17 protein-coding genes and 1 pseudogene are annotated in these 20,486 nt (G+C 54.5%); 4 read left to right on the top strand and 14 right to left on the bottom strand.

The window, feature by feature from the left end; genetic code table 11:
• The first annotated feature begins 68 nt into the window (after positions 1-68).
• Positions 69-1,472, top strand: a complete 1,404-nt coding sequence (locus CJO09_RS14580; protein ID WP_119443014.1) for a phosphomannomutase/phosphoglucomutase — start codon at positions 69-71, stop codon at positions 1,470-1,472.
• A 21-nt stretch (positions 1,473-1,493) separates the two neighbouring features.
• On the opposite strand, the gene CJO09_RS15905 is transcribed toward CJO09_RS14580, so the two are convergent.
• From CJO09_RS15905 to coq7, 10 genes and pseudogenes are all read right to left on the bottom strand, one after another.
• Positions 1,494-2,678 (bottom strand): glycosyltransferase family 4 protein, encoded by a 1,185-nt coding sequence (locus tag CJO09_RS15905; RefSeq protein ID WP_342772202.1) that lies wholly within the window; start codon positions 2,676-2,678, stop codon positions 1,494-1,496.
• 132 nt (positions 2,679-2,810) lie between these two features.
• Positions 2,811-3,812, bottom strand: a pseudogene (locus CJO09_RS15900) (glycosyltransferase family 4 protein); the annotation flags it as partial.
• Positions 3,805-4,929 (bottom strand): glycosyltransferase family 4 protein, encoded by a 1,125-nt coding sequence (locus CJO09_RS14570; RefSeq protein ID WP_119443012.1) that lies wholly within the window; start codon positions 4,927-4,929, stop codon positions 3,805-3,807. The pseudogene CJO09_RS15900 and the gene CJO09_RS14570, both read right to left, overlap by 8 nt.
• Entirely contained in the window at positions 4,929-6,845 is a 1,917-nt protein-coding gene (asnB, locus tag CJO09_RS14565; protein ID WP_119443011.1) for an asparagine synthase (glutamine-hydrolyzing), read from the bottom strand. Before asnB ends, CJO09_RS14570 begins: the two co-directional genes overlap by 1 nt.
• Entirely contained in the window at positions 6,830-7,969 is a 1,140-nt protein-coding gene (locus CJO09_RS14560) for a glycosyltransferase family 4 protein (RefSeq protein ID WP_119443056.1), read from the bottom strand. The genes asnB and CJO09_RS14560 overlap by 16 nt, the downstream gene beginning before the upstream one ends.
• A gap of 51 nt (positions 7,970-8,020) precedes the next feature.
• Positions 8,021-9,379: a murein biosynthesis integral membrane protein MurJ gene (murJ, locus tag CJO09_RS14555; protein ID WP_119443010.1), complete on the bottom strand. Its 1,359-nt coding sequence runs from the start codon at positions 9,377-9,379 to the stop codon at positions 8,021-8,023.
• 1 nt (position 9,380) lies between these two features.
• On the bottom strand, positions 9,381-10,406 hold the full coding sequence (locus CJO09_RS14550) for an SDR family oxidoreductase (RefSeq protein ID WP_119443009.1): 1,026 nt from the start codon (positions 10,404-10,406) through the stop codon (positions 9,381-9,383).
• 16 nt (positions 10,407-10,422) lie between these two features.
• Positions 10,423-11,697: a Vi polysaccharide biosynthesis UDP-N-acetylglucosamine C-6 dehydrogenase TviB gene (gene tviB, locus CJO09_RS14545; protein ID WP_119443008.1), complete on the bottom strand. Its 1,275-nt coding sequence runs from the start codon at positions 11,695-11,697 to the stop codon at positions 10,423-10,425.
• Between the two features lie 44 nt (positions 11,698-11,741).
• Entirely contained in the window at positions 11,742-12,821 is a 1,080-nt protein-coding gene (locus CJO09_RS14540; protein ID WP_114421567.1) for an MraY family glycosyltransferase, read from the bottom strand.
• Positions 12,822-13,358: 537 nt separating this feature from the next.
• A complete protein-coding gene (coq7, locus tag CJO09_RS14535) occupies positions 13,359-14,021 on the bottom strand; it encodes a 2-polyprenyl-3-methyl-6-methoxy-1,4-benzoquinone monooxygenase (RefSeq protein ID WP_119443007.1) in 663 nt (220 codons plus the stop codon).
• A 238-nt stretch (positions 14,022-14,259) separates the two neighbouring features.
• Here coq7 and CJO09_RS14530 point away from each other — a divergent pair, with 238 nt between their 5' ends.
• The 3 genes from CJO09_RS14530 to CJO09_RS14520 are packed head-to-tail and all read left to right on the top strand — an operon-like array spanning position 14,260 to position 16,042.
• Positions 14,260-14,706 (top strand): OsmC family protein, encoded by a 447-nt coding sequence (locus CJO09_RS14530; RefSeq protein ID WP_119443006.1) that lies wholly within the window; start codon positions 14,260-14,262, stop codon positions 14,704-14,706.
• A gap of 5 nt (positions 14,707-14,711) precedes the next feature.
• Positions 14,712-15,506 carry a thymidylate synthase gene (locus tag CJO09_RS14525; protein WP_119443005.1) on the top strand — a complete coding sequence of 265 codons (795 nt, stop codon included), beginning with the start codon at positions 14,712-14,714 and terminating at the stop codon, positions 15,504-15,506.
• Positions 15,507-15,538: 32 nt separating this feature from the next.
• Positions 15,539-16,042 (top strand): dihydrofolate reductase, encoded by a 504-nt coding sequence (locus tag CJO09_RS14520; protein WP_119443055.1) that lies wholly within the window; start codon positions 15,539-15,541, stop codon positions 16,040-16,042.
• Here CJO09_RS14520 and gcvH read toward each other — a convergent pair.
• The 4 genes from gcvH to dcd are packed head-to-tail and all read right to left on the bottom strand — an operon-like array spanning position 16,021 to position 20,486.
• Positions 16,021-16,395: a glycine cleavage system protein GcvH gene (gene gcvH, locus CJO09_RS14515; RefSeq protein ID WP_119443004.1), complete on the bottom strand. Its 375-nt coding sequence runs from the start codon at positions 16,393-16,395 to the stop codon at positions 16,021-16,023. The genes CJO09_RS14520 and gcvH overlap by 22 nt on opposite strands.
• On the bottom strand, positions 16,392-17,633 hold the full coding sequence (locus CJO09_RS14510) for a BaiN/RdsA family NAD(P)/FAD-dependent oxidoreductase (protein WP_119443054.1): 1,242 nt from the start codon (positions 17,631-17,633) through the stop codon (positions 16,392-16,394). Before CJO09_RS14510 ends, gcvH begins: the two co-directional genes overlap by 4 nt.
• Positions 17,634-17,641: 8 nt before the next feature.
• A complete protein-coding gene (locus CJO09_RS14505) occupies positions 17,642-19,909 on the bottom strand; it encodes an arginine/lysine/ornithine decarboxylase (protein WP_119443003.1) in 2,268 nt (755 codons plus the stop codon).
• 10 nt (positions 19,910-19,919) lie between these two features.
• Entirely contained in the window at positions 19,920-20,486 is a 567-nt protein-coding gene (gene dcd, locus CJO09_RS14500; RefSeq protein ID WP_119443002.1) for a dCTP deaminase, read from the bottom strand.

Below are 20,486 nucleotides of genomic sequence, written 5' to 3'. Positions count from 1 at the left end.
GGCCTGTGACATAATTGCCTGCGACAATACACTACAACATTTTCACCGATTCATCACGAGCAACCCTTATGTCTGTTTCCGACGCCGTTTTTAAAGCCTACGATATCCGCGGCACTGTGCCCGAACAAATCCATGAAGACTTTGCCTATGCGCTCGGCTCAGCTTTAGCTGAAATGGCCATGCAAGCCGAAGTTGATACGCTGGTTGTGGGTTACGACGGGCGTCTGAGCAGCCCTGAGTTAAGCCAGGCGCTGCAAAAAGGCCTCACAGACTCCGGTATCAACACCGTCGATTTGGGGTGTGTGCCCACCCCCCTGGTTTATTTTGCGGCTCACACATTGGGAACAGGATCGGGCGTTGCCATTACGGGAAGCCATAACCCTTCGAACTATAACGGCTTCAAGATGATGATGGCCGGAAAAACGCTGTTCGGCGAACAGATCCAAACCTTGAAAGGTTTGATGCAGCAGGCCCAAACAGCCAAAGCGCCGGGCGTCGAGTCACATTTACACAAAGACAAAGGCAGTACGAAAATCTACTCGCCTGTTACCGACTACACCAGCCGCATTGTCAGCGATATAAAGCTCAAGCGGCCGATGAAAATTGCCATTGATTGCGGCAATGGCGTAGGGGGAGTCGCAGCACCGGCCCTGTTTCGCGCGCTGGGATGTGAAGTAATCGAATTATTCTGCGAGGTGGATGGCCGGTTCCCCAATCATCATCCCGACCCCGCCGACCCGGAAAACCTTCAAGACCTGATTCGCACTGTACAAGAGACCGAATGCGAACTGGGGCTGGCCTTCGATGGCGACGCCGATCGTTTAGGCGTTGTGACAAAATCCGGCGAAATCATTTGGCCGGATCGTCAATTGATTTTATACGCCCGTGATGTTTTATCCCGCGAACCCGGGGCAACCATTATTTTCGACGTGAAATGCAGTCGCCATGTCGGTAAGGCCATTCTTGACGCAGGCGGCACCCCCTTGATGTGGCAAACCGGGCACTCAATGATCAAGGCAAAACTGCAGGAAACAGGGGCTCCGCTGGCCGGTGAAATGAGCGGCCACACGTTCTTCAAAGAGCGTTGGTTCGGCTTTGACGATGGCCTTTACACAGGGGCACGTTTACTGGAAATTGTGTCCGCATCACACAACCCTTCTGAAGTGCTCGAAGCACTTCCAAAAGGCGTATCCACGCCGGAACTGAAGCTGCACATGCAGGAAGGTGAACCGCACACCCTGATTGCAAAACTGCAAGCCCAAGGGCAATTTGACACCGCAACTGAAATCATCAAAATCGACGGAGTTCGGGCTGAATACAAAGATGGCTTCGGTTTGGCAAGGGCGTCCAATACAACGCCCGTCGTTGTATTGCGGTTTGAAGGCGACAACGAACAGGCGCTGGAACGCATTCAAGCGGAGTTTCGCCGCGCATTGCAAAAACTGGCTCCCGCTGCGCAACTCCCGTTCTGACTATTTCTGCGGATCGCGCTGCTATTCAGACTCAGGCAAACGGGGCTCGATGCGTTTGGGCTGGGTATGCCGCTTACGCGCAAGCAGCACCGCATAAGTCTCCAGATGCAGTCGTTGCACTTCGCGAATATCAAATACACGTTCGGCAAACCGCCTACCGGCCTGCCCCATGGCTTGCCGTAACACCTTATTTTCAGCCAACCTTTGCACGACAGCCGCAAGCGCAGGAGCATCTTGTACCGGCACCAAAAGCCCCGTTTCGTTCGGCACGATCGCGTCGCGACAACCGGGAACATCGGTTGTGACAACAGCCCGCCCGGAAGCCGCAGCTTCGATAAGCGATTTGGGAAGCCCTTCGCGATACGAAGCAAGCACGGCAATATGCGACTGCGCATATTGCCCGGCAATGTTGTCGCACTCACCCAGAAAAGTCACCACCCCTTCTGCGCGCCACTGAGCCAGGGTTTCAGGGGAAATGCTGGCCGGGTTGCCTGGGTCGAGGCTTCCGGCTATTTTCCATTGCACACCTAATGGATGAGTTTGGGAAAGCCGCGCGGCTTCCACGAACTCTTCAACGCCTTTATCTTTCAAAAGGCGCGACACCATCAGCGCAACAAGCGGCCCCGGCGGCTCGGGTTCGATTGGCCACGCCTGCATATCAACGCCTGAACCCCGAATCATGACGACTTGCGATTCGCGAACGGCACCAAACTTCTGCATTAAACGGCTGTCATCGGGATTCTGAAAAATAATTCGACTGTTGCCATGCCCCAGGGCGACTCGATAAAGCAACGTGGCAACCACGCGTAGCGACCGCGCCTTGAAGCCGGCACCGGTAAAAACAAACCCAAGACCGGAAATTGCCGCTACAAAACCGGGAACGCGGGCCAGCCGTGCGGCAATACCACCGTACAACACAGGCTTAATGGTGACGGTATGCACAATGGCCGGACGCAGACGACGAAACAGGCGCCACAATGAATAAACGGTATAAATCTCTTTAACGGGATTGCGGCCGCTACGGTTCATGGGCACGACATGATGCGTAAAGCCCAACGCCCGCAACGACGCCACTGCCGGCCCATCCATTGTCGCCAAATGAACATCGTAGCCGGCGGTGCGGGCCGCCTGAATAATGGGCAGACGATGCGACATGATAAAGGCCGGATTATTCACCACCATCAGTAAGCGGCGGCCGCCGGCCAACTTCGCCCATAACCCTTCATATCGCGACACCATAGCGCCAAGGCTGAATTCTATTTGTACCCGTTCACGCCCTTTCTGCAAGCGCACGGCCATGGCCGGTGAACCCAAGGCGCAAATTGCCTCACCCAGGGAGTGAGCAAGCGCGGCAGGATCCCGGGGCGGCGCGACCCAACCAAACGCATCAACAATGTATGCCGCATCACCCACGTCGGTTACCACATTGGCCGCCCCCACTGCCATTGCCTCAGCCACCACGTTCGGAAACCCTTCCGCGCAACTGGACAACACGTGAATATCCAATGCATTCATCACCGCGGGAATGTCGTCACGACGACCCAACAACAACACCTGCGCCTCGACGCCGTGCCGCCTGAGCAACTCCATCAACTCCGGATTGGCTGAATCCATCCCATCGCCCACCAGCACTAATCGGGCCTGTGAATGCGCCTGAACCACTTTAGAGAAAGCATCAATTAAATTGGCGTGATCCTTCAAAGGATGCCAACGCGCCACTGCACCGAGCAGCGGCGTATTAAGCGAAACACCCAACTGTGCACGAAGCTTGATACGCGTGGCGGCATCGGACGACCACCGCGCCATATCGTAGCCATTGGGAATAACCTGCATTTTCGCCGCTGCGTATCCTTTCTTCTGATGCCGTTCAGCTGCATCATTGGCGCATGCCACAATGGCCGCCGGAACCAATCCGGACAAACGCGCGCACAGCCAGGCCGAAAGTCGCACCGCCCGGCTGGTTCGCTCAAGGTGTGCACCCGAGTTCCGGATACCCCAAACAACATGTCGAACGCCGGCCAGCCGCGCGACCACCCCGCCGATGAGGTCGGCATGGTACATCCAGGTTTGCACCACATCCGGGCGCAACTGTTTCAACAAACGGTATAACGCTTTTAACGCCGACCAAGAAACACGCCCCGAAGACATGCCCAAACTAATAACTTCAATATTGGCCTGTTCAAGGCGCGGCCCGAACACGCCGGCATCCGTTAAAGAGATCACGGTGTGCTCAAACCGGGCGGTTGATTGCGTCAGTAAACGATACATCACCGTCTCGGCGCCCCCCTGCCCCAGCCCACCGATAATATGCACAACATGCACCTTGGGGGATTTAATCATGACGCACCCCTACCTTGGAAAACATTTGGCTCCACTGCGTTAAGACAACCGGCCGGCTGAATCGCTGCAAAACACGTTGTAACGCAAGTTGGCCCAACTGCCGACGCGTCCCTGGGTTGGCCATTAAAGCGCCCAGCGCCGACGCATAACCTTGCTCATCGTTCAGCGGCACCAACACCCCTGCGCGACCGCCCTCCATGATCTCTGAAGGCCCGCTTGGACAATCGTAAGCAATGCAGGGCAAGCCGCAGCCCATTGCCTCAAGCAGCACATTGGGGAACCCCTCAACACGAGACGTCATGGCAAACAAACTGCCTTCGCGCAAAACATCCCAAGGATTCGCCGTTGTGCCGGGCAAGAAGATGCGTTGGTTTAAATCAAACTGCTGAATTAATGATTCAAGCTGTGTTCGTTCCGGCCCCTCGCCGTAGACCCACAAATCCCAATCGGGAAACTGCTTGGCCAACCCGGCAAAGACACGTATTAGATGCGAAAACTGTTTCTCGGGAACCAAACGTCCCAAAGCCACCAGGCGATAGCGCCCCATGGCGTCGGCGTTCAACGATGCGCGCGGACCGCCACCCAGGGCGTCCGGTAACGGATTGGGAATAACAAACAACGGAAGGTTTTTGCCCAGCCTTGCCTGAAAATAAGCTTCTGCAGCCGACGTTTGCACACATATTGCACTGGCCCGCGGATAAAGTATCTTTCGCAAAGCGTGCAGCGCACCGCGACTATGGCGACTGGCCGATGGATTGGTACGCTCGCAAACCACCACGGGTACGTTCAAACCAATGGATGCCGCCAACACTGTGACATTGACATTGGTTAGAAAAGACACCACGACGTCGGGTTGCTCACGACGGATTGTCTTTCGCACAGCCAACAACTTTCCCGCATACCGCGCCCGCCGATAAAGCACCGACCCGACAATGGTGTCAATAAGCCAATGCACTCGCACATCAGGGCCAAGCTCATAAAAGCTTTCCGATTTTTTCCCGTAAGTAGGCACCAGCGTTACCCGATGGCCTTGACCTGCCCAGGCGTTTGCCAGGGTCACGGCCACCCGCTCCGCCCCCCCTGCATTCAACGAACTGACAAAAAACAGGATATTCATCACAAACCGCTTAACCCTTTATCGCGATAATGCGCCAGCCAGGCTTGCGTCATGAGGATTCCCCACAATTGGCCGCTGCGGTCCTCCCGACCAGACAAATGCCGACGCCATTCCTGCTGAACACGATCGGCGTCAAACAAACCATCGTGCTTCAATTGAACGGGATCCAACAAAGAGGCGGCCCACTCCCTAAGGGGGTCACGCAACCATTCTCCCAACGGAACACTAAAGCCCTTCTTGGGCCGATCGACCAAGGCGGATGGCACATAGCGATGCAATAATTGACGTAATAACCATTTTCCCTGGCCATCGCGAATTTTGTACTGTTGCGGTAAACGCCGGGCAAAAGCGTAAACGCGGTGATCCAGCATCGGCACCCGCGTTTCAAGGCTAACGGCCATCGCGGCACGATCGACTTTAACCAGAATATCGTCGGGCAAATACGTTACGGCATCAAGCCAGGTGATGTGGTCAAAAAATGCAAGATTCGTCGCTTTATCAAACGGTGTGGGTGGCAGTTTTGAACCCAACACAAATGAGGCCGGGTCGCCTTGATACGACACGAACTGCTGGTAAAACGGCCCCGCGCCCGACGCCGTAAGAATGTGCCCCAATTTGGCCAGACGTTGCGACCTGCTCGCCCCAGGCATCCAGCGGGCAGCACCGCCTGACATACGCCCTACGGTCTGGCTGAGCGAGCTGGGAAGTGATGCGCGGCGATCCCACCACGACATCGCTCGTTGATAACGGCTATACCCCCCGAACAACTCATCACCTCCGTCACCGGACAATGACACCGTCACGTGCTGACGCGCCAAACGCATTAACAAGCAGGTGGGAATTTGCGACGCATCGGCAAACGGCTCGTCGTAGATTTTCGGCAAGTCTGGAAGGACGGACATGGCATCGTGCGCCGACACGTACAACTCGGTATGCCGGGTGCCCAAATGTTCCGCCACGGCGCGGGCATGTTCGGCCTCGTTAAAACGGGGTTCATTAAAGCCGATGGAAAAAGTGTTGACCGGATCGGCGCATTGCGATTGCATCATTGCCACCACAAGTGAGGAGTCGATACCGCCCGACAAAAACGCGCCCAGCGGTACATCGGCCATCATTTGACCCCTGATCGATGTAGCGAGCACGCCGTCGAGTGCATCCAGCGCATCGTCATCACGACTAAAGGCAAGGGGCTGTTTCACACCATCAAGCGCGACGTCGTAGGCAGACCAATACGAAACTGTCTGCTGGTCGAACTGATTTGGAAGGGTGTCACGCGTATAGCGCAAATAGCTGCCCGGCATGAGTTTGCGCACATTCCGATGAATGGAATGCGGCGCCGGAATATAGTTGTGCCGCATCATTAATGCGACCGCATCCCGGTTAAGGGTCCAATCAACACCCGGAATGGGATGCAGCGCTTTCAATTCGGATGCAAAAAACAAAGTTGAACCGGTAAACCCGTAATACAGCGGCTTCTCTCCCATCCGGTCGCGGGCCAAATACAACGCACGCTCGCTGCGATCCCACAACGCCAGGGCGAACATGCCCACGGCAGATTTCAATGTTGCCTCAATCCCCCAGGCGACCATGGCGGCCAATAAGGTTTCTGTATCAGAGTGGCCACGCCAATCGGGCGCCTGCCCCTGAATCGTTAACAGCTCACGCAATGCCAAGTGGTTGTATATTTCCCCGTTCAACACGAGTACGTATCGCCCGCAAGCGGAAACCATGGGCTGGTGTCCGGCATGCGAGACATCCAGAACGGACAAGCGAACATGGGCCAGGCCCAGATCGTTTTCAATATCTTCCCAGAACCCTTCGTCATCCGGCCCTCTATGGCGCATCGCTGCGCGACTTCGCGCCAATACCGCCATTTTGTCGGGAATACCACCCCAAACTCCTACGATTCCGCACATGAGCTACTTCCTTTGTTTTGCTCCGGGGTATTGCCCCCCTCAAATACTTGTCGCCACAAGGCCATGACCCTGACCGACGAAAACCGGTCACGCACATCCACCGCGCGCATGGCCAACATTCTGCGCTTATCGGGATGCGCCATTAAATCGGAAAGATGTGCGGCCAGGGCATCGACATCCTCGGGCGGACTCACCAATGCGCCGTCAATCCCGTGACGCACAATTTCACGCGGCCCCGTATCACAATCGAACGCAACAACCGGCAAGCCACTTGCCATTGACTCCAGCAACGTGTTAGACAAGCCCTCAACGCGTGAACTAAGCACATAAAGGTCGGACGACTGATACCACTGCCCCACATTACCGACCCGACCCGGCATGGCAACGCGCTCATCCAAGCCCAGCTGTTGCACTTGTGCCTGAAGCGACTCCCGGTCGGAGCCTTCACCCAGAATCACAAGATCCCAATCTGGGAAGTATGACTGAATCGACGCGAAAGCGGTCAAAAGAAGGTCAAAACCTTTGTGCGAATGCAAGCGCCCCACCGCCAGCAATCGTCTGCGCGTTCCGCGCTGAGGTGGTTCGACCACGGGATCGGTTTGCGCAAGCGGCCAGACGACGGCATTCGGAATGACGCAAACCTGGCTGCCGGGAATGTTTTCTTTAACCCACCGGGCGGTATCCGACGTGAGCGCGACCACTTTATACGCTTGCGGATATGCTTTCTTTCGCATTTTTTTCCACACCGACGGCAGATCCTGAAACGGCGGATGCGTGTGTTCGGTTGCGATCACGCGACATGACAGGCCTCTGGCCGCCAATATGGCGAGCACCGAAGACGTTGTCATCATGCCCAGAATAATGGTGGGTTCATACTTTCGGATCAGCCGCCGCAAACGCCATAAGCGACGTAAATTCGAGTAAAGCGCTTTCAATTTATTGCCGCTGGCCCCGGCCGTACCCAATACTTCGCGACGCACGTTAGCGTGAAGCTGGTAAGCATCATGTTCGGGCCCGGCTTGCGTGACAACCGTTACCTCATAGCCTCGGGCGCGCCAAAACTCGCTTAAATCAACCGTCACGCGCTCAGCACCACCGCCATGCAGCGAGTGAATCACAATCATCAAATGCGGGGAACGCTTCAACCTAACCACACCAATTCCTTCTGAATACGATTATTGCGCAGGGCCGGACGGCGCTTCGTTTGCAACAGACTTGAGCGCTGCCAAAACATAGCAACCATATGACAATGCATACATACATGCTGTTGCCAACATCACGCCCTGCAAGCCCATGGCTGAACCCAGTATGGGGTTCAATAGCGCCTTGAGCGCAAAATTCCCTAATGCAATGACCGCCATGATGCGGTAACGATTCTGGCTTGCAAGTAATTGAACCAGCACCAGAACGCCGAAATAAAACGGCATTTGCAGCAAGCCCCAACGAAACACGCCGGCAACCCTCATGGTGTCTTGTTCCGTAAAAGCGCCACGCTCGAACAATAAACTCACACCCCACGGCGCAAGCAACCATCCCATCAGCGCAGCCGCCATGCCCATGCCCAGCATGAGAACAGACCATTTCAAAGCCATGCGCCGGCCCTGCGCGGCGTCACCCCGACTGTGGATGTCCGACAACACAGGCAAGGCGGCACGCCCAACAGACACCGCGCCCAAACCTAGCAACAACGCCAAAATGCGGTTTGCATAACCCAGCGTGGCGTTGGCATTGCGACCTAACTCGGCCGCGGTATATTGGTCCAAAGGCCCCACTATGCTCATGGCAACCTGCCCTACCAGCATAATGCCCGCGGCAGCCACCAGCTGAGGCCAATAAGGCGATTGAAAACCCAGCCGGGGCTTGACGCCCACGTTATCGGCGTGAGAGGCCAACCACAGCAACCAGGCAGACTGAATCATGTAACCAACTAACGTACCCCAAAGCAAAGGCCCAACATCGGCCGCCGTTGCCGCCAACATGACCCAAACCAAAATCAGCAAAGCCGGAATACTGTCGAGCAGCGTATTGATATGCCGCTCGTGCGCCCGCAACCGGGCAGAACTCACACCGGCAACCAGCGTTAACAAGGCCACGGGAGCGAACGCCAGCATAAGCTCCTGACTCATCGCCCGGGTGTTGGCCGTTAAGTCGGCACCCACCCATTCGAGCACCCAGGGCCAGGCAAAATACAAACCCACTGCCAACAAGGCCCCAACGGCTAAAGTGACGCCGAACAGCTCCTGCAAGAAGCGCTCACGCGTTTGCTGCGACTGGCGCTTTAACTTCACCAGAACCGGAATCAAAACCACCGAAAGAACACCAATGGCGGTAACCGGCAACCACCCTGCCATGGTTAGCGTGAATTGGTACGCATCCACCACGTCGGAAATACCATAGCGGTACGCGACGGCCATTTCCTTGAATGCACCGACGAACTTGCCCAACAGCAGAAAGAAGGCGACCCGCATGGCACCCCGCGCAATGCGCTTATGGTCGGATCCCAGGCGGGTCAGGCGGTCACGAATGATTTTCAAATTAACTTAAAAACTGAATGTACCAAGGCATGGCTTTTTCAAGCCCCTGAATAATGCTGAACTGTGGCTCATATCCCAACAGCTTCCGGGCTTTGGCGATGTCGGCCTGTGAGTGGCGCACATCGCCGGCCCTGAAATCGCCGTATTCGGGGCGGCGATCATATGAAACCCCGTTTTTGGCAAGCGTTGTGACCAGGTAATCAAACAACTGATTCAGGCTGGTGCGCGCGTTAAACGCCACGTTGTAAACCTGATTCACGGCATCGCCTGAAGCGGCTGCAGCAAGCACGTTCATTTGCACGACATTTTCTACGAAGCAAAAGTCGCGGCTGGTTTCTCCATCCCCGTTGATATGCACGGCCTCGTTACGAATCATCGCACCAATCCAGCGCGGTATCACCGCCGCATAAGCGCCATCCGGGGTTTGGCGAGGGCCAAAAACATTGAAGTACCGCAAGCCAATACTGTTGAAACCGTATGAGCGTGCAAAAACGCCGGCATAAAGTTCGTTCACGTATTTGGTTACCGCGTAAGGGGAAAGCGGTTGACCAATACGTTCTTCGATCTTCGGCAATGCCTCGTGGTCGCCATACGTTGAACTGGAGGCCGCATACACGAAAGACTTCACTTTGGCGTCGCGCGCCGCGATCAGCATATTAAGAAAACCGGAAATATTGACGGCGTTCGTGGTGGCCGGGTCATTCAGGGAGCGCGGCACCGAGCCCAACGCCGCCTGATGCAACACGTAATCCACTCCCTGAACCGCCGCGTGACAATGTTCGGGATCCCGAATGTCACCCTCTATAAATCGAAAACGACCCCATGCCTGGTCACCAACGTTTCGCTGCACTTCCTCAAGATTGTGCCGAAAGCCGGTGGCGAAATTATCCAGACCCACGACTGTTTGACCCATTTTCAGCAATGCCTCAAGCAGGTTCGACCCAATAAATCCGGCGCATCCGGTTACCAGCCAAACACCCGGCTCGTCTTGAAACTGCTTAACAACGGCTTGAAAGCGTTCACTCATAGCGCCCTGCTCTTTCTTATAAACGTAGGTCGGCTTCTTGCGCCGTTAGTAGGTACTTCAGGTCGTACAACACATGCGGGGTTTTGCCCAACGCCCGGATTTTGTCGACGCCCATTTGCACGAATTCATTGTGTGCCACCGCCAGCACAATTGCGTCGTAAGCGCCTTGCTGCGGCTCTTTCACAGGTGTGATGCCGTACTCTTCGCGAGCCTCATCAGCATCAACCCAGGGGTCGTATACATCAACCTGCGTGCTGTAGTCGCTTAGCTCATTCACAATGTCCACCACCCGTGTATTACGCAAATCGGGGCAGTTTTCCTTGAACGCCAGGCCCATCACAAGAATGCGGGAATCCTGCACCTGGATGCGTCGTTTGGTCATGGCCTTGATCAGTTGCGACGCCACGTAGCCGCCCATTGAGTCATTCAACCGACGGCCGGCCAGAATAATTTCTGGATGGTAGCCAATGGCTTGGGCTTTGTGCGTTAAGTAATAAGGATCAACGCCGATGCAGTGCCCCCCAACCAAACCGGGGCGAAACGGCAAAAAGTTCCATTTGGTTCCGGCCGCTTCCAGCACCGCCTGAGTGTCAATGCCCATTTTGTTGAAGATCAGGGCAAGCTCGTTAATGAGCGCAATATTGACATCGCGCTGGGTGTTTTCAATAACCTTGGCCGCCTCCGCAACACGAATAGATGAAGCCTTGTGCGTGCCGGCGACGATAATTTCACGATAAAGAGCATCAACCAACTCGGCCACTTCAGGCGTTGAGCCCGACGTGACCTTTTTAATTGTTGCTACACGATGCTGTTTATCACCCGGGTTTATGCGTTCAGGACTATAACCGGCATAGAAATCTTCATTGAATTTCAAGCCCGACACACGCTCCAGGACAGGTACGCAATCTTCTTCGGTTGCGCCGGGATAAACAGTTGACTCATAGATAACAATATCGCCCCGCTTAAGCACCTTGCCAATTGTTTCACTGGCCCGCACCAATGGCGTGAGATCCGGTTGTTTGTAATCATCAATGGGGGTGGGTACCGTCACAATAAATACATTGGCCTTAGCCAGTTCAGACGTCGTGTGCGTAAAGCTCAGGTGCGATGCTTGTGCCAATTCCTCGGGCTCTACTTCCCGGGTGTGGTCTTTACCTTGCTGCAACTCGGCAATACGGCGCACGTTAATATCAAACCCCAACACCGGGCGTTTTTTGCCAAACTCAACGGCCAACGGCAAGCCAACATATCCCAGGCCGACAACCGCCAATTTCACGTCTGCAATCTGCAACTTATTCTCCTTGTTTGCGCAAACACACAAAAATTCAATTTCGTTTAATCCGGCTTTTTTGTTTTACCGATAGACGGCAACAACAGCCAGGAGGGGCCGCGCCAGGAAACCAGACGCGAATACAACCAGATGTATACCAAAGAAAACACCAGCAGGCTGATGCATAGAATCAGCGTGCTGTCCCACCAAATCGTTGCAGGCACCAAACCAATTAACGTAAGAACCCACAAATACGGCGACGCCATGGCGTTACATAGCGCCGGCACGGCATGACGGCTGTCGCGGCTGAATGTCACACGTACCAAGCGTCGGAAAACCAGTTGATGCAAATGCAAGGCGTCGGGTTGATCAATGGGCGTACCGCGTTTGAACCGACGGCGCCATATGGAAAACAGTGTTTCGAATACCGGATAAAACAGGACTGCCAGCGCATAGAATGGCGATACGCCAGGGTTTCTAACCACGAGCTGCACCGCCAGTTCGGCCAACATAAAGCCCAGGAAATAAGCCCCGCCATCGCCCAAAAATACACGACCAAAAGGGAAATTCCAAACCAGGAAACCCAAGGTCGCCGAGGCCAATGCCGCTGAAATCAGAAAAATGGGAATGTCTTGTACCTGCAACGCCACCAAACCAATGGAGACGGCCATTAAGGTCGCTACCATGCCGGCCAGCCCATTCATGCCGTCAACAATATTCAGCGCGTGGGTACAGCCGCCAACCGCCAGCATTGTGAAAACCAGCGATACCGGCCACCAAGCCAGCAACCAGTCGACACTGGGTATGCCGACACGTGACACACCCCCTATAAGCCACCAGGCAATTGCCGCCGACAAAAAAGCCGCCAACAGGCGTTTGCCGGCGCCAACATCTTTCGTTATGTCTTCAAGCAATCCTGCAACAAAAACGGGCATGGCGGCAATAAACAATACCGGCCAAAGCCAGGTGAGTGTCATATTGCTTGGGCCAAGCACCAACAACCCTGCCAGGCTACCCGCAACAACCGCCAGGCCCCCTACGCGAGGCGTTGAACGGCTGTGAGACGCCTGTGGCTTTTTGAAATCCACATCGCCCGTAAGCTTGCCATGCCAGCGTTCCGAGGCAACAATCAGCCCCCCCACCATGAAGGCGACAACACAAATGTAGAGCCAAGTTACAGTATCCCAAGTTTGAGGATTGGTCACATTATTACCATGCGTGATGAAATTGATTACATTATGAAGTGACTTTCTTGGCTCTACCTTGCTACGTGCAAGCAGATGCAACGAGAAATGTTACATCAAAACAGGGGAAAAATAGGGGTTAGCCCTGATCCGGGCAAAAAAAAAGCCCGAGATCTTAGATCTCGGGCTAAATCCACCAAAGGAGGAGGGTGGAGGAGACAACCTTGGCATGTCGGGCTACAAAGACTTTTTGTCTGAGCCACCATGATTCAACTGGGGAAAACCCTTTGCAATCACGTTTCGACATCCGATAAGCAAATTGTATTTGAAAAAATGTTGCGATGCAAGATATTTTTTGTCCTACAACTTTTTTACAACATTGCCGTCTTCAAATACACATAAATTCCTAACGACGAACTCAGTTTAACCTAGGGTTAATCCTAGGTCAATACTCAGCATGCATACAAATTGCAATTTGTTGCAAAATTAGCACCCTACCTAGATACGGTACGCCGTTGTCGTCATGACTTTAGACATCAGCTTCATGGCACATCGAAGCGGAAAAGGCAATTTTCGTGCACCGGCTGCTTCAGCTTGATGACGATGCGCAATTTCATCTTGCCGCATCTGCTCCACAAGGGCGCGCGAGCGACCGTCATCTGCCGGTAATGCTTTTAAATGGCGATTCAAATGTTGTTCAACCTGCGCCTCGGTTTCAGCCATAAAGCCGAGATTCGACGCCGTACCGGCGCGGCCGGCCAACGCACCCAATGCGAAAGAACCCGCATACCAGAACGGATTCAAATAACTGCGATGACTATTCAACTGGGTCAGACGATCATTACACCAGGCCAAATGGTCCACCTCTTCCTGAGCCGCCGCATGCAGTACAGCCTGGGTTGATGCGTCGCGACAAAAATAAGCCTGCCCGCGATACAAGGCCTGGGCGCAAACTTCGCCAACATGGTTAACCCGCATTAAACCAGCCGAGTGACGACGATCGGTATCATTAAGCTGCGCCTCATCAGCCTGTGGTGGCCCTGCCGGATTGGGGCGCACCGCATGCGCCACACCACTAAGCACTTCAAGGGCTCTACCCAACTCAATCAAACCTTTATCAACCGGGTTGAAGTGACGACGAACGTCTTGGCCTGCCTGCATATAATCACCTTAAACATAAGCACTTCCCTGCACAAACAGGGCTATGCACACAACCATCAATATGAAAATGGTACAACGAGATTTGCAATCTTGGTAAACCCGCTGCTCTGAAATAACGCAATAACGCTTCTCAAGCCTGCCGTGTCTCTGCCTCCTGCACCGTCGCGGCGTTATGCATTACTATCTTTCTTTTAAGTTCCACGCCCCGCCAGGGGCCGAATTATAGGTGTCAAACACAATGGAATGCACGATCGACTGGGGTGGCCCAGACGGAATGCTGTTTGTGGCCCGCACAGGAAGCGGCCATGTCGCCGCCATGGACGGCGCACCCGAGGGGGGCGGCAATAATCTTGCCCCTCGCCCGATGGAAATGATGCTCACGGGGGCCGGCGGGTGTGCCGCCTACGACGTGGTGCTCATTCTAAAACGCGGCCGGCATGCTGTAACAGGCTGCCGCGTTAAGCTTTCGGCCGAACGCGCCGAAACCGACCCCAAAGTCTTCACCCGAATTCATTTCGACTTTACGGTAAGCGGGCGCAATCTGCCTCAAGCCGCCGTTGAAAGAGCGGTACGGCTGTCGCACGACAAATACTGCTCGGCCTCGGCCATATTGGCCAAAACAGCCGACATCACCCATGCGGTCACCGTGCTCGACCAAGCCGAACCTGAAACCCCGTCACAGTAATCACTATGCAACAGTACGAAAATTTCATGCGCCACGTGTATGAAAACGGCACGCTGAAAACCGACCGCACCGGCACGGGCACGCGCTCTGTTTTCGGCTATCAAATGCGTTTCGATCTGGCGCAAGGGTTCCCGCTGGTTACCACCAAAAAATTACATACCAAGAGTATTTTTATTGAACTCTTGTGGTTTTTGCGAGGCGACAACAATGCAAAATGGCTGCAAGAGCGCGGCGTAAGCATCTGGAATGAATGGGCCGGGCCGGACGGCGACCTGGGGCCCATTTACGGTGTTCAATGGCGCTCATGGCCAAAGCCGGGCGGCGGCCACATCGACCAGTTGGCGCAGGTGATCGAGGAAATAAAGCGCAACCCCGACTCGCGCCGGTTGATTGTGTCGGCGTGGAATGTCAGCGATATTCCCAACATGGCCCTGCCCCCTTGCCATGCTTTTTTCCAGTTTTACGTGGCCGACGGCAAATTGTCGTGCCAGTTGTATCAGCGCAGCGCCGATATCTTCCTGGGGGTGCCCTTCAATATTGCCAGCTATGCATTACTCACGCATTTGGTTGCCCAGCAATGCAACCTGGAAGTGGGTGAGTTTATCTGGACGGGCGGGGATTGCCATATCTACAGCAACCACTTCAACCAGGTTGAGGAGCAGCTTTCGCGCGAGCCCTACCCCTATCCCAAGTTAACTATCCTGCGTCGCGCACCGTCTTTGTTCGACTATGAGTATGAAGACTTCCAAATCACGGAATATCAGGCGCACCCGCATATCAAGGCGCCCGTCGCCGTTTGAATAACGGCCTTCCGGGCCTTATCGAAGCATTTATGAATACGCTCCGCCCCCATATCAAATGTGTTGTCGCCTACTCGAAAAACCGTGTCATAGGGCGCGACAATACGTTGCCCTGGCGCCTGCCATCCGACTTGGCGCATTTCAAGAAAGTCACCATGGGCCAACCCATTATCATGGGTCGGAAAACGTGGGAATCACTGGGTCGCCCCTTGCCGGGAAGACGCAACATTGTGGTGAGCCGCAATGCAAGCTACGAGGCACCGGGTGCGGAAGTCTTTTCCTCGGTTCAACAGGCTGTTCAGGCCTGCCACAATGAACCGTCGGTTTGCATCATTGGCGGCGCCCAAATCTTTAACGACGCCTTGCCTTTCATCGATGAAATTATTGCCACGGAAATCATGGCCGAGATCGACGGTGATGTGTTTTTTCCCGAACTTTCCGCGTCTGAATGGCGGGAAACCAACCGCCTGCCACGCGTAGAAGAAAACGGCTACGCGTACGAAATCGCCACGTATCAGTCGGTTAAGGCAGCGTAAGAAGCCGCATCCAGCAAGGCGTCAAGGTCGGCAGGGTTGTCTGCCTTGAGCTTAAGAATCCACGTCTCGTAAGGCGCCTCGTTCAGGCTTTCAGGGCGGGTTTCCAGCTCTTTGTTAAAAGCCATGATGGTTCCGCTAATCGGGGCATAAACATCAGACGCCGATTTAACCGATTCGACCACCGCCACCACGTCGCCGGCCTTTACCGCCCGGCCTTCCTCAACCTCGCCCACAAACATCAAATCGCCCAGTTGCTCCTGCGCATGGTCGGTAATTCCCACCAGGAATGTCTCTGCGTCCTGCTTGATCCATTGATGCGATTCCGTGTATTTACGATCGTTCGGTAAGTTCATTGAAATTCCTTTGCTTTTATTGCCCGGGCACAGGCCACTGCCGAGGACCAGGCCCACTGAAAATTGTAGCCGCCCAGCCAACCGGTGACATCAACAGCCTCACCGACAAAATACAAACCCGCCACTGGCTTGGCTTCCATGCTGCGTTGATCAAGGTAACGCGTATCAACACCGCCGCGCATCACTTCGGCTTTGCGATAACCGGCTGTACCCGAAGGCACCAAAGACCACTCATGTATATGACGAGCCAGACTGCTCAAGACCGCATTAGGTGCATCCGCCAACCTCATATCACCAATCTGTTTTGGTAAATCGGGCGTGTTCTTAAGCCATTGCTCCGCCAATCTTTTCGGCCAGATGGACGCCAGAACCGAAGAAAGCAGTTGCCGATTGCCCTGACGCGTCTCTTGCAACGTTCGTTCAATATTGGCATCCGGGGCCAAGTCCAACACAATAGGCTGACCTGGATTCCAGTAACTGGAAATTTGCAAAATAGCCGGCCCCGACAAACCCTTATGGGTAAACAGCAAATCCTCATCAAACTGCGTGAGCAACGGCTTGGCTGTGGGTTTACCCAAAACCGGTGACGACGTCGACACACGAGCCTCTAACGCCACACCGCTTAAGGTGGAAAAAGGTTGCCATTGCTGCGCATCGAACAACAGCGGCACAAGCGCCGGACGCGGCTCCACCACCTTCAAGCCAAACTGCCTTGCCAGCTTCAACGCAAAGTCGGTTGCGCCCAACTTGGGAATGGCCAAGCCACCCGTTGCAACAACCAGATTGTGCGCACGAATGGTACCCGCATCGGTACGCAATACAAAACAACTTGCCTGCTGACCAACTTCATGTACCGCGCACGGCATGCGCCATGCGACACGGCCTTTGTCACACTCGCTGCGCAACATGGCGATGATGGATTCACTGGAATCATTACAGAATAGCTGCCCACGATGTTTCTCGTGCCAGCCAATGCCGTATTGATTCACCAATTGAATGAAGTCATTGGCGGTGTAGCCGGCCAAGGCCGAGCGGCAGAAATGCGGATTCTGGGAGATGAAATTCGCCGCCGTTGTTCCCTTGTTGGTGAAATTGCAACGCCCACCACCCGAAATACGGATTTTTTCCGCCAGACGCTCGGCGTGATCCAGCAATACCACCTTAAGGCCGCGCTGCCCGGCAACCGCCGCAGCCATCATGCCGGCGGCGCCGGCACCGATGACGGCAACATCATAAATCGCAGCGGTCACTGTGAATCTTCAATTAAACAATCGACGTAATAGCGCGGCTGATTATCGGGGCCGATATCTTCGGCCAAACCATGCACATAAGTTTCAAAACCGGGAAAACGGGCGTTGAATTCGCGCACAAAGCGCAAGTAGTCAACAATTCTCTTATTGAAACGCTCGCCTGGAATGAGCAAGGGGATACCCGGCGGATAGGGCGTTAACAATACCCCGGTCACCCGCCCGTCAAGGTCGTCGATGGCGACACGCTCAACCTCGCGGTGAGCCATCCTGGCATAAGCGTCGGACGGCTTCAACACCGGCTCCATATCGCTGGTGTACATTTCCGTTGTTAGCCGGGCCACATCGAACTCATGATACGACTCGTGAATCTGCTGACATAAGTCACGCAAGCCCATGCGCTCATAACGACGATTCTCTTTACAGAAATCGGGCAAACTCCGCCACAACGGATGATTGCGATCGTAGTCGTCTTTGAATTGTTGAAGCGCAGTCAGCAATGTGTTCCAACGGCCTTTTGTAATACCGATGGTGAACATGATGAAAAAAGAATAAAGCCCGGTTTTTTCAATTACCACGCCATGCTCAGCCAAATATTTCGAGACCAATGCAGCGGGAATGCCCGTTTCAGCAAACGTCCCAGAGATATCCAGCCCTGGGGTGACGATGGTGGCCTTGATGGGGTCGAGCATGTTGAAGCCCTTGGCCAACGGACCAAACCCGTGCCATTCGTCGTCGGCTTCCAGCATCCAGTCTTCCCGACTGCCAATACCTTCCGAAACCAGGCGCTTGGGGCCCCACACCTTGAACCACCAGTCATTCTTGCCGAACTCGGACTCCACCTTGCGCATCGCACGACGGAACTCCAGCGCTTCGCTGATGCTCTCTTCCACCATGGCCGTCCCACCGGGCGGTTCCATCATGGCCGCCGCCACGTCGCACGAAGCAATAATGGCGTACTGCGGCGAAGTAGACGTGTGCATGAGGAACGCTTCGTTGAATACGTTCCGGTCGAGCTTGCGATTTTCCGGTTCCTGAATCGTAATTTGCGACGCCTGCGACAAACCGGCGAGCAATTTATGAATGGAATGTGTGGCAAACACCATGGCATCGGTACTGCGCGGACGATCTTTACCGATGGCATGCATGTCTTTGTAATAGTCGTGGAAGGCCGCATGCGGAATCCAGGCTTCATCGAAATGCAGGGTGTCGATTTCGGACCCCACCTTTTCTTTGATCATTTCCACGTTGTAGCTCACACCGTCGTATGTGCTTTGCGTAATCGTAAGAATGCGTGGGCGCTTGTTCTTTACATCGCGCGCGAACGGATTGGCTTCAATTTTGGCGCGAATCGACTCGGGTTCGAATTCCTCTTGCGGAATAGGACCAATAATGCCCAAATGGTTACGCGTGGGGCGCAAAAAAACCGGAATGGCGCCCGTCATGATAATGGCGTGAAGAATCGACTTATGGCAGTTGCGGTCGACCACCACAATGTCGTCGTTCGCCACGTTGGCATGCCAGACAATTTTGTTCGATGTCGACGTGCCGTTGGTGACGAAAAAACAATGGTCGGCGTTGAAAATACGAGCGGCATTGCGTTCGGATTCAGCTACCGGGCCGGTGTGATCAAGCAACTGACCCAACTCGTCGACCGCGTTACAGACGTCGGCACGCAACATGTTTTCGCCAAAAAACTGGTGAAACATTTGCCCCACCGGGCTTTTCAGAAACGCCACCCCGCCCGAATGCCCCGGGCAGTGCCAGGAATAGGAACCGTCGGAGGCATACTTGAGCAACTCGCGAAAGAAAGGCGGCGCCAGGCCGTCGAGATACGCGCGGGCTTCGCGAATGATATGCCGGGCGACAAATTCGGGCGTATCCTCGAACATGTGAATAAAGCCATGCAGTTCACGCAAAATATCGTTCGGGATATGCCGTGACGTGCGCGTTTCCCCATAAAGGTAGATGGGGATATCCTCGTTACGGAACCGCAATTCGCCAATAAACGAACGCAGGTTCTTGATGGCGTTGGCCACATCCTCAGGCGAGTCAACGTCGAACTCTTCGTCGTCGATCGACAAAATAAAAGCACTGGCGCGGCTTTGCTGCTGGGCAAAGGAGCTTAAATCGCCATAACTGGTGACCCCCAGCACTTCCACCCCTTCGGCCTCAATGGCCGCAGCGAGCGCACGAATACCCAGACCCGAAGCGTTCTCGGAGCGGTAGTCTTCATCGATAATGACGATGGGGAATCGAAATTTCATGCGGCAACTCCTATGCGCGCGGCAGCGTGACACCCCGCTGACCCTGGTACTTGCCACCACGGTCACGGTACGAGGTTTCACAAACCTCGTCGCTTTCTAAAAACAACATTTGGGCGCAACCTTCGCCCGCATACACCTTGGCCGGCAACGGTGTGGTGTTGGAAAACTCAAGTGTAACGTGGCCTTCCCACTCGGGCTCCAGAGGCGTCACGTTCACGATAATCCCGCAGCGCGCATATGTGCTTTTGCCCAGACATACGGTAAGCACGCTGCGCGGGATACGGAAATATTCCACGGTGCGCGCCAACGCAAACGAATTGGGCGGAATAATGCACACGTCGCCTTTGAAATCGACAAACGATTTTTCGTCGAACGCCTTGGGATCGACAATCGTGGAATTGATATTGGTAAAAATCTTGAATTCGTCGGCACAGCGCACATCGTAGCCATAACTGCTTGTGCCGTAGCTCACAATTTTGTTTCCGTTCACACTTCGAACCTGGCCCGGCTCGAAAGGCTCGATCATGCCGTGCTCCTGCGCGACACGTCGAATCCAGCGATCACTTTTAATGGACAT

It is taken from the genome of Neopusillimonas maritima (assembly GCF_003576595.1).
In the GTDB taxonomy this organism is placed as follows: domain Bacteria; phylum Pseudomonadota; class Gammaproteobacteria; order Burkholderiales; family Burkholderiaceae_B; genus Neopusillimonas; species Neopusillimonas maritima.
Note: the sequence above shows the minus strand (reverse complement) of the source record. Positions and strands in the feature narration are given on the sequence as shown.

What these genes read in the sequence shown, in the direction of transcription:
- CJO09_RS14580 (WP_119443014.1), top strand. Translation starts at nt 69, where the DNA reads ATGTCTGTTTCCGACGCCGTTTTTAAAGCCTACGATATCCGCGGCACT.
- CJO09_RS14570 (WP_119443012.1), bottom strand. Translation starts at nt 4,929, where the DNA reads ATGAATATCCTGTTTTTTGTCAGTTCGTTGAATGCAGGGGGGGCGGAG.
- asnB (WP_119443011.1), bottom strand. Translation starts at nt 6,845, where the DNA reads ATGTGCGGAATCGTAGGAGTTTGGGGTGGTATTCCCGACAAAATGGCG.
- CJO09_RS14560 (WP_119443056.1), bottom strand. Translation starts at nt 7,969, where the DNA reads ATGATTGTGATTCACTCGCTGCATGGCGGTGGTGCTGAGCGCGTGACG.
- CJO09_RS14550 (WP_119443009.1), bottom strand. Translation starts at nt 10,406, where the DNA reads ATGAGTGAACGCTTTCAAGCCGTTGTTAAGCAGTTTCAAGACGAGCCG.
- CJO09_RS14540 (WP_114421567.1), bottom strand. Translation starts at nt 12,821, where the DNA reads ATGGTGGGGGGGCTGATTGTTGCCTCGGAACGCTGGCATGGCAAGCTT.
- coq7 (WP_119443007.1), bottom strand. Translation starts at nt 14,021, where the DNA reads ATGCAGGCAGGCCAAGACGTTCGTCGTCACTTCAACCCGGTTGATAAA.
- CJO09_RS14530 (WP_119443006.1), top strand. Translation starts at nt 14,260, where the DNA reads ATGGAATGCACGATCGACTGGGGTGGCCCAGACGGAATGCTGTTTGTG.
- CJO09_RS14525 (WP_119443005.1), top strand. Translation starts at nt 14,712, where the DNA reads ATGCAACAGTACGAAAATTTCATGCGCCACGTGTATGAAAACGGCACG.
- CJO09_RS14520 (WP_119443055.1), top strand. Translation starts at nt 15,539, where the DNA reads ATGAATACGCTCCGCCCCCATATCAAATGTGTTGTCGCCTACTCGAAA.
- gcvH (WP_119443004.1), bottom strand. Translation starts at nt 16,395, where the DNA reads ATGAACTTACCGAACGATCGTAAATACACGGAATCGCATCAATGGATC.
- CJO09_RS14505 (WP_119443003.1), bottom strand. Translation starts at nt 19,909, where the DNA reads ATGAAATTTCGATTCCCCATCGTCATTATCGATGAAGACTACCGCTCC.
- dcd (WP_119443002.1), bottom strand. Translation starts at nt 20,486, where the DNA reads ATGTCCATTAAAAGTGATCGCTGGATTCGACGTGTCGCGCAGGAGCAC.